10 protein-coding genes are annotated in these 15445 nt (G+C 57.1%); 5 read left to right on the forward strand and 5 right to left on the reverse strand.

The window, feature by feature from the left end:
* The first annotated feature begins 440 nt into the window (after positions 1-440).
* The 4 genes from NXC14_RS32675 to NXC14_RS23900 all read left to right on the forward strand — a co-directional run bounded on the left by NXC14_RS32675 (position 441) and on the right by NXC14_RS23900 (position 6917).
* Complete coding sequence (locus NXC14_RS32675) at positions 441-578, forward strand: YHYH domain-containing protein (RefSeq protein ID WP_155249458.1); 138 nt, start codon at positions 441-443, stop codon at positions 576-578.
* Positions 579-589: 11 nt separating this feature from the next.
* Positions 590-847 carry a DUF5334 family protein gene (locus NXC14_RS23890; protein WP_245362211.1) on the forward strand — a complete coding sequence of 86 codons (258 nt, stop codon included), beginning with the start codon at positions 590-592 and terminating at the stop codon, positions 845-847.
* Positions 848-3007: 2160 nt separating this feature from the next.
* Positions 3008-4651 (forward strand): MFS transporter, encoded by a 1644-nt coding sequence (locus NXC14_RS23895; RefSeq protein ID WP_085780524.1) that lies wholly within the window; start codon positions 3008-3010, stop codon positions 4649-4651.
* Between the two features lie 379 nt (positions 4652-5030).
* Positions 5031-6917, forward strand: a complete 1887-nt coding sequence (locus NXC14_RS23900) for an MFS transporter (RefSeq protein ID WP_245362191.1) — start codon at positions 5031-5033, stop codon at positions 6915-6917.
* Positions 6918-7019: 102 nt separating this feature from the next.
* Here the strand turns inward: NXC14_RS23900 and NXC14_RS23905 are convergent, their stop codons facing one another.
* Positions 7020-8945 (reverse strand): acyltransferase family protein, encoded by a 1926-nt coding sequence (locus tag NXC14_RS23905; RefSeq protein WP_085780525.1) that lies wholly within the window; start codon positions 8943-8945, stop codon positions 7020-7022.
* A 503-nt stretch (positions 8946-9448) separates the two neighbouring features.
* Here NXC14_RS23905 and NXC14_RS23910 point away from each other — a divergent pair.
* Positions 9449-9667 carry a hypothetical protein gene (locus NXC14_RS23910; RefSeq protein WP_085780526.1) on the forward strand — a complete coding sequence of 73 codons (219 nt, stop codon included), beginning with the start codon at positions 9449-9451 and terminating at the stop codon, positions 9665-9667.
* A 378-nt stretch (positions 9668-10045) separates the two neighbouring features.
* Here the strand turns inward: NXC14_RS23910 and NXC14_RS33610 are convergent, their stop codons facing one another.
* From NXC14_RS33610 to NXC14_RS23925, 4 genes are all read right to left on the reverse strand, one after another.
* Positions 10046-10459, reverse strand: a complete 414-nt coding sequence (locus tag NXC14_RS33610) for a hypothetical protein (RefSeq protein WP_245362192.1) — start codon at positions 10457-10459, stop codon at positions 10046-10048.
* 35 nt (positions 10460-10494) lie between these two features.
* Complete coding sequence (locus NXC14_RS33615; RefSeq protein WP_245362193.1) at positions 10495-10959, reverse strand: hypothetical protein; 465 nt, start codon at positions 10957-10959, stop codon at positions 10495-10497.
* Positions 10960-11183: 224 nt separating this feature from the next.
* Positions 11184-14354 (reverse strand): efflux RND transporter permease subunit, encoded by a 3171-nt coding sequence (locus NXC14_RS23920; RefSeq protein WP_085780527.1) that lies wholly within the window; start codon positions 14352-14354, stop codon positions 11184-11186.
* A complete protein-coding gene (locus tag NXC14_RS23925) occupies positions 14354-15427 on the reverse strand; it encodes an efflux RND transporter periplasmic adaptor subunit (protein WP_085780528.1) in 1074 nt (357 codons plus the stop codon). The genes NXC14_RS23920 and NXC14_RS23925 overlap by 1 nt, the downstream gene beginning before the upstream one ends.
* Positions 15428-15445: the final 18 nt, after the last annotated feature.

Below are 15445 nucleotides of genomic sequence, written 5' to 3' on the forward strand. Positions count from 1 at the left end.
CTGGTTGAGGTCGGGTTTTGTCACCAAGGGCTCGCAAGAAGCGGGCCATTTCGGACCCAGGCAGTCCTTCTGGTTATGCAGAGACATTTCTCGACTACCCAGCCTAGCGCGATCAGATATACGCGACGCGATGCCAGTCATCGCGCTGCTCGAAGGTGCCAGTCTCCGATCATGACATGCGCCGCATCGCGGAGCGTATGCGCGATATTGTGCAGTGGTGGACCGTGCAAGCCTACTTGTCGCAGGCTGTTGATGAGGTCGGATCAAATGACTAGACGGAATTTACCATACAATCAAAAGTGCAATTTCTCGCATCAATGTGCTCGACTCATTGGTGTGAAATGAATTACATGCTTCGCGGGTGGGGCATCAATTCTCTGGGCAACTCCGCGAGGACGCGGCGAGCTAACTCGGCCCACCTGTTGCCGTGGGGGTTAGAAATGAAAATCGCAATCGCAATCTTCGTCGCATGGTCCACGCTCTCCTTGTCTGTCTCGGCAGCCTCCGCTCACAGTGGCGGAACGGATTCAAACGGCTGCCACACAAACCACAAGACGGGAGATTACCATTGCCATTGAGAACGTTGTTGGTGGCCGCCGTCCTGACGTTATCGCCTCCGGCGATGACCTTCGGATGGGATGGTGTAGATAGCAATTCTGGCGGTGCGGTCGAGATTGGAAAGGGCAACCTCGTCAGATCGGGGCAGACCGTCGACTTCTACGATTATGAAGCCGGCGAATACCGTGACGTCGATGTCGAAAGTATCCGGCGTTCGGGAAGCTCGGTCGAGGTCGAGGTTTACGATAACGAAAGCGGTGAATACCGCACGTTTGAAATGGACGACTGAAAAAATTCTCACCGCATCGGGATGCCGCCGCAGCGATGGTGGTTTGAACCGCCCATTGTGAAGCCCAGAATGCCTCGACCGACGACATGCGCAGTTTTGAGGTGGTCCAAGTTTCCAGGATCGATCGTCCAAAGGCCGCTTCCCGGCAAATCAGTGACATTATGGAGCAAGTGCCATCGGCATTTGCTCCACAATCCGGACTTATCCGACCGCGTGTGAGCGGCTGATCGCTTTACCTTCAACAACATGAGGTCGCTCGCTTCTATAGCGCTGACAATCGCTGCTGGCTGCTTTGTCTGCCTATGGCTATTCTTTGCCGCGCGCTGCGCGTTGCGCTGAATGATGCTGCCAAGCACGCTTCAGTCAGCGATACTCGACAAGCACGATTTTCTGCATCCAATACGACCCTGTGTCGAGCGCGGTTCTGCTGCATTCAGCACCTGGCGCTTCTTGGCGCGATGTGGACATTCGTTTGTATCCGCTGCCTCCCGAACGAATGGTGCGGCTATTCACCACTGACTGCGCTCTCCTTAAAGATCAGGTCGCCATGATCAGGGACGCTTTTTGGCGTCGCCGCCATTTTCAATTTCGCAGCTTCTGCCAATCTGGTCCGCCGCGAGCCAAAGGATCGTCGTCCGACGAGGCTGTGACGCCCGCTTGCAGTAGTTCTTCATACGATGGCGAAAATCGCCGCAAGCCTGCAAACCTGGTCTATCAAACGCTGCAAATGAAGTCAGACGCGGCAGTATTTTCGCTCCAAATGTTGAGGGGCTCTGACGAAACCCTCCACCACGCGGGCATATCAATGAAGGATAAGTAGTGACCACCGATATCAAAAGGAATAGGGCCAATGATGCAGCTCAAAGACCTTACCACCGCAAACTCAGCGGGCGACGATCGTCGGGACGGGGAAGGACATCTGCATCAAGGTCGCGCATGGCAATCAGCAGTTCTTCTGCAGGCCTCTACCGCGTCAACGTCGCCGACGATTGCCGCTACCTAGCGCATACGACTGAGGATAAGCCCATCTGGGGTCTCTGCATCAATCGGGGATAAGCAGAGCTCGTCGACGAACGACTTCGCAGCGACGATGCGTGGCGGGCTCAATCGGTTGAGCCTTAGAGGCTGCCCGGGATTTTTCTCAGACAGAAAAAGGCGAGGCCGCGCCAAACGGCCTCGCCTCCGGCTTGGTCTGGTTGGCTCGCGACGCCGTCAGACCTGATCGCCCCCGGAGTTTTACCAAGTCCACCAGCATTGGATTCCACTCCTAAAGGCATTTTGATCAACCAGTCGCGGGAGTGAAATGCAATGAAGAAGCCCCTTGGAACCATGGCCAAAACGGCGGAAATTTGCCCAGAGAGCGGAGTCTGGAAGGTCGTCGGATCGCCGTCAACCACGGCTCCTATTGCGAAGGGCAATCGTATGCCTCCCTATAGCGGCGAGGCTGTTAACTGGAAGCTCATCAGTTATGCCTAAGACCTGAGATAATGAAAGTTGGCCCCCTGCGAACACGTCGCAGGGGGCCAACTGACACCGCGCGGGCCGAGGAGACAAGTCCGGCTTAAGGATGGGTCCTCGAAGCCAATGGGCTCGCGGCCTCCCTCCACGACGGTCGTTTGATACATGAGATGTTCACATTGGCGGAATGATCTTAAAATCCGTTTTACTCAAAGCAGCCTACGGCTGCCAAACTTGGTTTTCATCACAGCTTAAGTCGGCCAGAGATAGAGCACTATTCTGCCGATACGAGCGGAAAAGTGGTGATAGTCGAGGTTCGCGATGGCATCGATGGGAGCCACACATCGATGCGCCAGGCACAATCCTCAGCGATCAGTTCGGATGCGGTGACGCATAGGCTGATGACCGGCGATCGGAGCCATTGCTGTCACTGCCGAAAATGTCACTGATACCTACTAGGAAGGTCTGCGATCTAGGAGGCCCGTTACCCACCATGCAGCCTTCGCGAGTCGAACTGCTGCTTGACGTTGCAGCGGAGACTAGAGCTAACGCCAACAACCGTTAGAAGGACCGATTTCCTGACACCAGCCTCATTTATGCAGCGTTCCTGCGCCACGGGCATCGATAATGCCGGAATTCGCATCTCGGTTGCGGATAATCTGCTTCGTCAGCGGGATGATGGGAAGCTCAGAGTCACTTTAGATGCAGGTCGAAGACATTTCCATAACCGGATCAACCACTCTTGATCCACTGCGCAACGCCGCGTTCCGTTCGATCTGGAGTTCGACGCAAGCCGCAAATCTTGGGTGGCTTGTGCAAACGGTCGCGATCAGTTGGCTGATGGCGACGATCACCGCTTCCGATTTGATGGTCGCGCTCGTCCAGGCGTCGACAACGCTTCCCGCGTTCATACTCTCTATTATCGCCGGAGCCATCGCCGATACCTATAGCCGCCGATCAGTGATGATCACTGGGCTGTCATTGATCGCACTGGCGTCCGTCGCACTGACAGTCTCCGCCGCCTTTGGTTTCATCAGTCCTTGGCTCATTCTCGCGCTCGGATTTGTGGCAGGTTGCGGATTCGCTCTGAATGATCCCGCCTGGCACGCCTCCGTGGGCGATATCCTCGACAAGCGGGATATTCCGGCCGCGGTGACACTTATGTCAGTTGGATACAACGTGACGCGCAGCGTTGGCCCGGCTTTGGGCGGGGCAATTGTCGCCTTCCTTGGACCTTTGGCCGCATTCCTCTTCTCCGCATGCAGCAATCTGGCGCCTCTCGGCGCGGTGTTGCGCAACAAGTGGCACGTGTGCTCGTCCCCTCTGCCTGCGGAGCAAATCTCGACAGCAGTCCATGACGGCATCCGGTTCACGGCGCTTTCCTCCGATATCCGTGCCGCAATCATCCGTGCAACGCTCTTCGGCTTTGCTGCCATTGCCATCCTCGCACTTCTGCCGCTCGTCGCACGCGACCGGTTGGCCGGCGGGCCGATCACCTATGGCGTTCTTTTCGCCGGTTTTGGAACGGGCGCCTGCATAGCCGGATTGAACAACCGGCTCTTGAGGAAATTGATACCTCAGGAATGGTTGATGGCAATTGCTTCGGTCGCAGGTGCAGGTTGTTGCATCTCACTTGCTCTGACCTCCTCTTTACCGGTGGCGGTACTTGCGCTTGCTCTTGGCGGCGCCGGCTGGGTTGTAACCTGGACCGGGTTCGACGTTTGGGTCCAATTGGCCAGTCCGCGCTGGGTCGTCGGTCGGACGCTCTCCATCTATTATGCGTTTCTCTCCGGAGGCATGGCAGCCGGCAGCTGGATCTGGGGCACGGTCGCCCAGACCTATTCGCTCACCTCTTCTCTCGAACTGGCGGCGGCCGTCCTGCTTCTTGTTGCGGCGTCAGGATTCGTCTTGACGGTCGATCTTGCGGCGGAGGGGGACCAACATGGCTCCGTCTATCCGGCTCCAGCGGTGGCGCTCGATCTGATGCCCCGAAGCGGTCCGATTGCAGCCAGGACAGAATATTCCATAGACGAAAACGACCTGAACGTCTTCCTCCATCACATGCGCACCCGCCGATACGCCCTAACTCGCGCAGGCGCGCGCGACTGGACGCTCCAGCGAAACCTTCGAAAGCCGTCCCGTTGGACGGAAACGTTCCGCACGCCGACCTGGATGGACTTCCTGCGTCTGCATCATCGTCTCTCTCCATTCGATCAGGAGGTCGTCCAGCTTCTCGCCGCTTTGCATATGAGTGACAAGCCTCCCGAAACTGATCTTTCGATTGAACGAACAACGGATGCGCGACGGACCCGCAGCCAAGCGGTCGCGCGCGTTTCGCGTCCGTGAAGTGAGTTTTGCGATGGGGCGATCTGTCGAACAGCTGCAACGGTCCCGTTGTGGCGCTGGCGAGGAACAAAACCTCACGAGCATTCGGACCGCCGAGAATGGCCGCAAGTCCAACACAGCTCCTGGCCTGGGAGTGGCATCATCCCCTGCCATCCAGGTTCGCTCGGCTGTCGTCGACCCCTGCTCGACGACAGCCGCTTTTTCCTCCGTTTTCGATTGTGGTCTTGCCACAGCCCGCCAAAGCGGGAGCAGCTACCTGCTGCTTATAAGTTCGGCTGGGCAGGCGACAGATAAAACCAAAAACCACTGCCATCCATCCTCGTCGAACCGCGTCCGTCAAAAGCGGCCGAAGTGACCCGCCCGGAAGAGACTGACTGACATGCCTTCAAATGAAGAGACAGCATCCATAGTGTTATTGGCACCACTGAAGAGTTCGACATTCCGTTCCATTTTCTTCGCGTCGCAGCTTTCGTGCGTTGGCTGGCTGCTGCAAAGAGTGGCGCTCAGCTGGCTTATGGCCACCGTTTCCACGTCGGATGTGATGGTTGCTCTCGTTCAGGCCTCGTCCACCCTGCCCACCTTTGTTTTGGCGATCTTGGTTGGAGTGATTGCCGACAATTACAGCCGACGTATGGTGATGATCGTCGGACAAATTTTGATGACAGCGGCGTCGGCGACACTGACGATCCTCATGGCTTTCGGCATCACTGACCCATGGATGATCCTTGCGCTCAGCTTCCTCGACGGCTGCGGCATCGCGCTCAGCGATCCGGCCTGGCGTGCCTCCCTCGGAGACATGCTGGAACATCACGATTTGCCGGCGGCCGTCACCCTTCTCGACGTCGGGTTCAACACGGTCCGTAGCGTTGGCCCGGCTCTCGGCGGCATCATCGTTGCGGTCTTTGGACCGCTCGTAACCTTCGCGATCACCACCTTTGGCTTCGTCGCTCCCCTCACAGCTCTGTGGCGAAACAAATGGAAGGGTCAGATGTCGCCTCTTTCCCGGGAAGCGCTCATGACGGCGATCTATGACGGTCTGCGTTTCACAGCAATATCCTCCGAAATCAAGGCAACGATTGTTCGCGGGACGCTGTTCGGGCTGGCCGGTACCTCCATATTGGCACTCTTGCCCTTGGTTGCCCGTGAACTTTTGAAGGGCGGTTCGATTGACTATGGTATCCTCATGGGTGGCTTCGGCGCGGGTGCAATCATAGCAGGATTGGCAAATCCCTCGCTCAGACGCACCTGCACCCAGGAACGGTTGATCGTGCTGGCCTGCCTTGCATGCGCGGCGTGTGCCATTGCTCTTGCGCTGATGTCTTCACTCGTCATCTCTACCGTCTGCCTCGCCCTCGGTGGCGCAGGCTGGGTGACCGGGTGGTCGGGCTTCGGCGTCAACGTACAATTGGCAAGCCCGCGCTGGGTCGTCGGTCGTACCATCTCCATCTATAGCGCCTTCACCTATGGCGGCATCGCTGCCGGCAGCTGGCTGTGGGGAGCCATCGCGGAAAACCATTCTCTGTCCGTGTCACTGGCATGCTCTGCTGCCGCTTCGCTGGTCGTCGCCGCTATGGGCCTCAAGTTGCCGATCAGCAATCGATCGCAGTCGGAACTCGATGCCTCCGTTGCTTTCGATCCGCCGGTGCCGGCACTCGATCTGAAGCCGAGAAGCGGCCCAATTCTGGTGACGACGGAATATGCGATTTCCGAAGAGAATGCCGCTCTCTTTCTTGAGATCATGTGCAGACGGCGGCATGCTCAAAGCCGAGTCGGTGCACGCCAATGGACGCTCACCCGCGACGTTCAACAACCGTCAAGGTGGCTCGAGACCTTCCGGACACCCACCTGGACAGATTTTCATCGCCTTCATCACCGCCTCACGGCAGCGGACAAACGATTCGACGATGCGCTCAAGGAGTTGAGCGCAGTATCCAACTTGCCGCGCACGACAATTTTTTGGAACGCCACACAGCTGCGCGCAAGTCCTCGCCAGTTCGAGACATATTGCAGAAATGAGCAATCGCATCGACCTCAAGTGCCCATTCGGAACGAGAGGATAGGTCCGATAAGCACATGGATCCTCTGCCCGTTGCAGATCGTATCCCTGCGATGGCTCGCTAAAGGCAGAACGCTTGCTGAGATTTCCAAGATCGAAGGCTTGGACGAGCATGAAATCGAACGTTGCCTGAAGGATGCATTGGTGCTGCTTCGCGTCGGCTCTGTCCAGGAGGCCATTCGCAAAATTGAAGGCGATCATTTGAAGTGAGCGATCTTGCCGCCGCCCCTTAAGCTTGGGCAGTCTTCCGACCACCCAAGCTATCTTATACCCGTGGGATGTCGTCCTATGGCTGAGGTAACCGTGCCAGATTTATCGAGCAGCCCTAATCAGCCTGGCAGCAAGATCTGTCTGGCGCGCGATAACTTCAGATCCTTCATAGGAGAGGTGACCGCTATCTCGGTAGAGAAATTTGCCGTCGATTTCGGTTTTGCATGTTGTGCTATCGCAAAGAAAGTCGTGGTAGGAAACAACCTCTACATCGGCCCTTGCTGCCACTTCGTTTAACAGCTCGAGCGTCTGCGAGCGGCTCCGGCGGTATTCGCTGACAGATATCTTGCAGTCGCTGTAGCGCCCCAGAATAATAGCTCCTCTCGCCTTTCGCTCCAGGCAATTACCGATGTCGTAATTTCCTACTGGTGGAGGAGCAACCACAACCACTCGCTTGCCCAAAACGCGAACAGCTTCGACAAGAGCCTTGATTCCTTCAACGGCGACATCCAGCGAGAGCTCCTCCTCCATGAGGTTATTACCACTCCTCTTAAGCAGCATGAACGCGCTTGATGGAGGCACATCGAAAGGGCTTGAAATGGCGACGGTGGTTATCTCGGGCCGATTTTTTAAGATGGCTAAAACGCTATCATTGAAGCGGATACATTGCTCGCCGAAGGCATGGGAAAAGGGCGACGCTGGTGCTTTCGAGATCCCAGAGACGCCAATGGCGGGGAGGCATCCGCTCATCGTGAGCTGCGCAAGTCCGCCTTCTCCGACTGTCTTGGCCAAGCCCGGAACCAATGCCATGGCAAACGAGTCGCCCCAGATCAGAAATTGAGGCTTGCCCGTTGTCTGGCAGTTCTTGGGGATGTCTTGAGGAGGAGATCCCGCCATGAAGTCACATGCTCGTCCCAGCCCGTAGTTGATCCGTCGGACCCCGGCAAAATCACCCTTACTCTCGATTGCGGCGCTGGCGATCCAGGGCGACAAGCCGAGAAAAATTGATGCGGCAACAAGTCCTGAGGTCAGCTTTGCGCGAGAGGTGAGGTGTCCTCGCCGGAAAAGCTCCTCGACGAAACGGTAAAGGGCCCAACTTGCTGCAAATGAGAAGGCAACTGCCGAATAAATTGCGACTGCGGGAGGCTCCGCTAGCCACACAGCTCTCACATAGACAAGCACGGGCCAGTGGATCAAATAAAGGGAGTAAGAGATGTCACCGATCCTCGCCATCCCTCGCACGACCACATTGTCGCGGGTGGGCGCAAGCAGGAGTCCCAGCGTTGCAACAGAAACCAAAGTGGCATTCGCGACGGGATGTATGAAGCCCATAGGGGCAAGGAGGAGAAGCGCGAGAGCGGGGAGACGCAACTTCGAAAGTGCGGCAGACGTCAAGGGCGTGGTGGGAAGCAATGCGCCAAGTGAACCTATGGCCAGTTCCCAGGATCGGGTCGGAAGAAGATAGTACACAGCGGATGGGTTCTGGGGGGCCAGATAAAAACATAGAGCTAGGCTAGCGACAAGGACCGTCGTGATACCGCCGAGCCACCATCTCCTGGGCGCTAAAGCCAAGAAGAGAGGTAGCAGCAGGTAGTACTGTTCTTCGACGGAGAGCGACCAAAAATGCAGGAGAGGCATCGTTTCCGCGGCAGGGCCGAAATAGTCCACTTTGAACCAAGCAACGATGTTGGTGGAAAATGTGAGCGCCCCGATGACTTGATTGTTGAACTGCTTCAGCCCCACGTCCGACAGCAGAAATGGCGCTGCGATCGTCGTAAGCGCAATGACGACATAGGCCGCCGGCAATAGACGCTTTGCACGTCGGTAATAGAATTCCGAAAAGCTGAACTGTGATTTCTCAAGCTGTGTGCTGACCAGCTTGGTGATGAGAAAGCCGGAAATTACGAAAAAGATGTCGACGCCTACATAGCCAGCTGTAAGCGGCCCAATACGTGCGTGATAGACGACGACAAGTAAAACAGCCAAGCCACGCAATGCTTGGATGTCATTTCGAAATTCTCGCGGCATTCTGGGAGGCCTTACGTGATTTTGGTCGATTGAACGACCGATAGTTCGGCCTGGGGGGCGCTTCTCAGTTGGACTTTTCCAATCATCTGAAATTCACGGGGTCAGGGGATCCGAAAGCCATCTGCCTCCGATGTGGCCCTCGTTCCAAGAATAACATTTCTGACGCTAATGTCTGAATTTGTACTGTTTGCAACTCAAAACCCTGTCCATTCGCGAACCGCTTCCGCCACCAATGCATTTGGCGGCGATCAAGCGTAGTTCATTCAATGAATGACGGCGCTTTATCGGTAAAATCGATTGTTTGGATGAACGCCATCCCAACGATGGATGCGTCGCGTCGGCAGGCTGCGCTGACTTAACCCTGCGCCAACTTCTGGGGCGGGGCTTGTTGTGCAGATGAGAAAAATCAATCATAGCTATAAAGCGCCATGGTGTGGACAGCGACCTCCCAACGATCTTGGTCATGGCGGGAAGCGCCTCCGCATAGACAGATGAGACGAACAATGGAAGAATGCATCAAAATCGACAATCGGGATGACTTTGGTATCTGGGCGATCGAGGTTGCCAAACAAATTGTCGGCAAACAGGGTTTTGATCTAGCCAAGGCCGCGCGTGATGGAACCGAAGACGCAGTCCGGGAAGCAGGCAATGCTCTTGGACAGGCGATCAACAACGCGCTCATGGAAGTCTATGACGGCCTCCTCGAAGATGCGCCAGAATAGGCCCACGAAACGTTTACCGGCTTAACAACACTGATCATCCAGCAACGCTGAACGAGGACGGGTTCGGCCTGGCATGTTCAAGCCTGTGACATGGCCCTTCCCGCCGTCGACGCATTTTGCGCGGCGGCCGAGTGTCGCCGGCAGGAGGACAGACGTCATGGAGAGAAGTTTACGCCTTCATTGGTATCGATGTGCACAAGGAGGCAATCAAGGTCGCGAAGTACTTGGTATGTACCCGTGGGACCAACATGGGCGCTTCAATTGAACGGAAACTCAAATTTATGGCTGCTTTGGCAAATCACGGACGATCAGCGATAGTTCGGGTCTCCAGTGGGATTGCAGCATGAGGCCGACAGCCAATACGGAATCCTATCGACATCACCGGGACTTCACCGAATGCCGGTAAAAGACATCCGCCAGAATGCGGTGATCATGGCGGTAGACTTCCGCCATGATATTGTAAAGCCTTGGATCGTGAGCCTCGAATTCGTCTGATGTGGCAACGGTGAGATCACCATGGCTGTAAGCCAAGTTCGTATTGAACCAAAACCGCGTGCCCTCGGCCCAATACTCATCGACGTTGTTCTCCATACACGAACACGCCCAGAGGCCTTCCTTATAGTCGTGCGAATAGGCATGTTCAACTCGTGCAACGAGATCAGGATCCACCGTGCGCAACGCGTTAAAAATGTTATGTGCGAATTCGTGAACAAGAATGTTCCCACCGTAATACCACGTGCCCGGCACGCCCATCAAATTCGCCACAGCTCCCGTCGTGTAGAGCCCGCCCATGCCGCGCGCCCTTTGGGCCCAGTAGTCTCGGGCAGTCATCTTGCCGATCGTGTGGCGTAATTCCGCCGCTCATCCGGGGTGAGCCGTGGATCATCGGGAAGAGGCTTCTTCCAATCCCGCTGCTCGGGAATATCAGTCGTCGTCTCGTCAATTGCCATGACGCCCATCCGCGCTCCAGCCTGGATTAAAGCATCGCGGACATCACGGCGTTCTGAAAACATGTAGAGGACAATGTCACGTGAGATCAATAGTGCCGTGTCTGGAACCTTGTTTGACGAGATAATAGGTATGCCCGCTGCGTCAGCATATTTGGCATAAAACGGATCCAGCCTGAGTGATGTCGGTGGGCTGCGAACTATGAAAGTCTCGAAATTGGATACATCAGCCGTCGACAATGGCGAGTCAGATAAGGCATTCTCAGCGCTGCCGAGTCCGCCTGCGGATGCTGCAAGAAGGTACCCACCGCACAGCACCATCCCCATCGAGCATACGTCAATCATCGTGACCTCCCCTTAACGGCTGTCTTTCGTGAGACGACGCAACAACCGTGCCAGTCACTAAGAAAAGAGCCGACGGGTCCTTTCTCGAGGACTATCTTGCCGCGCGTTCGCGGGAAAGGTCATATTCGGCTCTCGATAGGGTCGCGCTGCCATTCATGGAGTTGGCGTCCATCGGATTTCGGGATGTGGGCAGATCCGAGAAGTGTCATCACTCGGCGCACGACTCATGGTGTAGCTTTGATGATGTTACGCTGAGATGCGGTCATATCTGGCGATTTCGTCATGTCGCCGGCGAGATCGCCCTGCAAATTGCTGAACTTCATCTCCTGACTGCAGGTCGCGTGGCGCCAAAGCGCTCGGCGGCTGAACCATTCGAGCAGATTGCGCAGGTCCTCGACGAAAGTGAAGATGACCGGGATGACGATGAGGCTGATGAGCGTCGATATCATCACGCCGCCGATCACCACGATCGCCATCGGCTGCCGGAAACTCGTATCGCCGCCCGTGAGGCTGAGAGCGACCGGCAGCATGCCAGAGGCCATGGCAATAGTGGTCATGACGATCGGCCGCGCCCTCTTATGGCAGGCATCGATGAGTGCATCAAACCGGGACACGCCCTGGCGAGCTGACATGATTGCATACTCGATGAGGAGGATAGAGTTCTTCGTCACTACGCCCATGAGTATGAGAAGGCCGATAACGGCCGGCATAGAGAAGCTGGTGCCAGTTACCACAAGCGGCAGCAGCGCGCCGCCAAGGGAAAGTGGCAGGGACATCAGAAGCGTGAGCGGCTGCAGGAAATCCTGGAAGAGCAGGACGAGCACAGCATAGATGCAGAACACGCCGATTGCCATGGCAAGAGCAAAACTCTGGAACAGTTCAGAACTGCGTCGAAGTTCACCGTGCTCAACAAGTGTGACGCCGGGCGGCAAATGCCGGAGCGCCGGCAGCGCCCGTGCCTCGCGGTTGACGTCGCCGAGAACGCGGCCATTGAGTTCGACGGAAACGGTGACATTGCGCTTACGATCGAGGCGGTCGATCTTGGACGGGCTGCCGCCGATGCGGATATCGGCGATCGATCCGAGATCGACACTGCCGCTCGTTCCCGCCACCCGCATGTTCTTGATGTCGTCGAGATTGGTGCGCGTCTCGGGCGAGAAGCGGACGACGATCGGGATCTGTCGCTGTGGCAGGTTGAGCTTCGCCAGATCGGAAGAATAATCTCCGTTCGTCGCCACACGCACGGCCTCGGCGATGGCGCTGGAGGTCACACCGAGTGCTGCTGCGCGCGCGAAATCGGGCGTGATCTGAACCTCCGGCGCCTGCCATGCCGCAGTCGATGTCACCGCTCCGATGCCACGCAGTGTTCGCAATTGCTCCTCCAGTGCCCTACTTGCGTTGTCAAGCGCATTGGCATCATCACCGGCCAGAGTGAACTCGAGTTTCGTGCCGTTGCCGATGCCAACGGCGACCCGCACACCCGGCAACACGGAGAGCGCCTGGCGAATATCCTTTTCTATTTCCGACTGCTTGCGGTCGCGCTCTTCAATAGGCGTCAGCGTGACGACGATCGCCGCAGATCCGACCCTGCTCATCGCTGCCTTTGGATCTCCGTCAGGGGATGCCAAGCCCACAGCTGCAAAGACATGCCTCACGTCGGGGATTCTACTGACGATGCCTGCGGCCCTCCTGGTTGCGGCATCGGTTTGCTCGACGCTGGCCCCCGGCTGCAGCGTAAGCGTGATCTGCGTGCGTGCGTCGTCAGCGGGTGGCAAGTATCCCGTCCGTAAGAGGCCAACTGTGGAAAGCGAAAGTGCGACTACAACGGCAGTCACTGCGACCGTTGTCTTCCTGTGTTCAAGGGCAGCCTTCGCGATCGCCATATAGGCGCGCATAACACGGCCGTCCTTTTGCTCAGACGGACAAGCCTTCATGATATAGGCTGCCAGCATCGGGGTGAGCAGACGAGCGACCGCAAGCGAGGCAAGGACGGCAACTGCTGCCGTGACTCCGAACTGACGGAACAGGAGGCCTGGTATGCCGCTCATGAAAACCGTCGGCAGGAAGATCGCCACCAGCGTGAACGTAGTGGCGATAACGGCAAGCCCGAGTTCGTTGGCTGCTTCCAAAGCGGCGTCGACCGGCCGCTTGCCCATCTGCAGGTGGCGGGCGATGTTCTCGATCTCGACGATTGCATCGTCGACCAGGATTCCGACCACCAGTGACAGCGCCAGCAAGGTGACGACGTTCAGGCTGAAGCCTGCTAGGTACATGACGAGGAAGGTCGGAATGACCGACAAGGGTATCGCGACTGCCGACAGCATCGTCGCGCGCCAATCCCGAAGGAACAGCCAGACGACAACGATCGCCAGGATCGCCCCTTCGTACAGCATGTGCATCGAACCACGGTAATTGTCGAGAATTGCACCAATCATGCTGTAGACGGGATGGATCTGCACATTCGGATGCGCTGCTGCAAATTTTTGCATTGCCGCGTCAACGTCAGCTGCAACACTGCTGTCGGAAAACCCGTTCGACCGCTTGACTTCGACAGCGATCACCGGCTTGCCGTCGAGATAGGCCAGAGAGGAGCGCTCCGCAAAACTGTCCTTGACGGATGCGACATCTGCGAGCCGGACCTGCTGCCCGATAGTGAGGGGAATGCTGAGCTCCTTCAAAGCCTCCACCGACGCTACGGCGCCGAGCGTGTGCAATGTCTGACGCGTACCGCCGATCTCGCCAAGGCCACCGGATGTGTCGGCTTGAACGGCCTTCAATTGCGATGAGACGGTAGCAGCGGTCACCCCGAACGCTGCCATCGACGCTGGATCAAGGTCGACATGAACCTCCCGATTCACTCCGCCGATGCGATTGACCTGTCCGACGCCCGACACCGACAGCAGTGCCCTGGTCAGATCGTTATCGACGAACCAGGACAATTCGGTCTCGTCAAGATCGTCCGAGCGGACGGCATAAGTGACCAGCGCGGAGCTTTGGACCGCGGCCTTCGTAACGCTGGGCGCCGCCATCTGGGCCGGCAGGTCAGCCTTGATACTATCGACGGCATTGCGGACCTCATTGAGGGCCGTTTCGCTGTCCTTCTCCAGCTTGAAGGAGACCCTGATTGAAACCGTGCCACCGGTGATCGTCGTCGCAATATAGTCCAGACGGCTCAGGGAGGTGAGAGCATCCTCGATGGTATGTGCAACCTCTGTTTCCAGCTGCGCCGGTGCTGCCCCGTCGAGCGTGGCGGTAATGTTAATGGCCGGCAGATCCATGTCCGGAAAATATTGGACCGGCAGCTGTTTGAAAGCCCAAAGCCCACTAGATCCAAGTATCACAAAAAGCAATATTGCTGGTGTGGGGTTGCGGATCGAGAATGCCGAGAAGTTCATCACTGTTTCTCCGCAATCTTCACGAGGTCGTTATCCGACAAGAAGGCACCGCCGGACGTTACGACCTTCGACGAACTGTTTATGCCAGAGGTGATTTCCACCTCGCCATTGTTGCGACGGCCGGTTTCCACGCGCACCCTGCGCACCCGGCTGTCCTCGCTTGTTGTGAAGAGATAGCTGATCCCGTCTCGGAATACGATCGCCGTTTCGGGAACGGTCAAAGCAGGTGTGGTCTGCAATTCGATGTTGCCTGTGACGTAAAGACCTGTGCGAGGACGAACATCAGCGGGAAGTGCGACATAAACAATCGCTCGGCTTGTACTGGTGCTGACAGACGGCCCGACAAGCCTCACCTTACCTTCGATGGCATGCCCGTCCGGTTCGTTGATCGCGACCTTCAAGCCTTCGGAAATGCGCGGTAAATAGCGCGCCGATATCTCGGCTTGCCATTCGACACGTTGCTGACGAACCATGCGGAACAATTCGGTACCGGTGGAGACGACGGCGCCGAGATTAGCCGAGCGCGAGGTTATGAGACCGTCGTCCGCAGCGTTGATGGTTGTCTGCGCGAGCTTGATCTTTTCGCTATCGAGTGAGGCTTCTTCGGAAGCAAGGCTTGCCGTCGCCGTCTGCTCGTCGGCCAGATATTCAGTGATTTTCTCGTTCGATAGAGCCCCTGAAGGCGTGAGCTGTCGTGCGCGGTTCGCATTCGCCTTGGCCTTCGTCAAGGTTGCCTTGGCGGTCTCGACAGCCGCCTCCTGCTTGCGAATATCGGCGAGCACGCTTTCCTGGGAAAGCCGGACGAGCGTCTGCCCCCTCGTGACCACGGACCCGACGTCGACCAGGACATCAGTGATGCGCAGGCCGCTGGTTTCGGAGGCGATGACCGCTTCCTGCCATGGTTTCAGCCAGCCGCTCGCGGGGACGGTTTCCGGCCAGTTCCGTTGGACCGGCGTCGTCAGAGAGATGGTGAGAGCAGGTGCAATCGCCTCTTCGGCCATGCTCTTGCCGGAGGGATACTGGAGTGCTGCACAGACAACGACGGCGGCGAGTAGTATAAACGGCTTTCGCAAGTGAAGATCCCCTCACAC

This window comes from Rhizobium sp. NXC14 (genome assembly GCF_002117485.1).
GTDB lineage: Bacteria > Pseudomonadota > Alphaproteobacteria > Rhizobiales > Rhizobiaceae > Rhizobium.

Bases quoted from the DNA above. Each gene is read 5' to 3' on its own strand.
- NXC14_RS33610 (WP_245362192.1), bottom strand. From the start codon at position 10,459: ATGGGCGGGCTCTACACGACGGGAGCTGTGGCGAATTTGATGGGCGTG.
- NXC14_RS23895 (WP_085780524.1), top strand. From the start codon at position 3,008: ATGCAGGTCGAAGACATTTCCATAACCGGATCAACCACTCTTGATCCA.
- NXC14_RS33615 (WP_245362193.1), bottom strand. From the start codon at position 10,959: ATGATTGACGTATGCTCGATGGGGATGGTGCTGTGCGGTGGGTACCTT.
- NXC14_RS23910 (WP_085780526.1), top strand. From the start codon at position 9,449: ATGGAAGAATGCATCAAAATCGACAATCGGGATGACTTTGGTATCTGG.
- NXC14_RS23920 (WP_085780527.1), bottom strand. From the start codon at position 14,354: ATGAACTTCTCGGCATTCTCGATCCGCAACCCCACACCAGCAATATTG.
- NXC14_RS23900 (WP_245362191.1), top strand. From the start codon at position 5,031: ATGCCTTCAAATGAAGAGACAGCATCCATAGTGTTATTGGCACCACTG.
- NXC14_RS32675 (WP_155249458.1), top strand. From the start codon at position 441: ATGAAAATCGCAATCGCAATCTTCGTCGCATGGTCCACGCTCTCCTTG.
- NXC14_RS23905 (WP_085780525.1), bottom strand. From the start codon at position 8,945: ATGCCGCGAGAATTTCGAAATGACATCCAAGCATTGCGTGGCTTGGCT.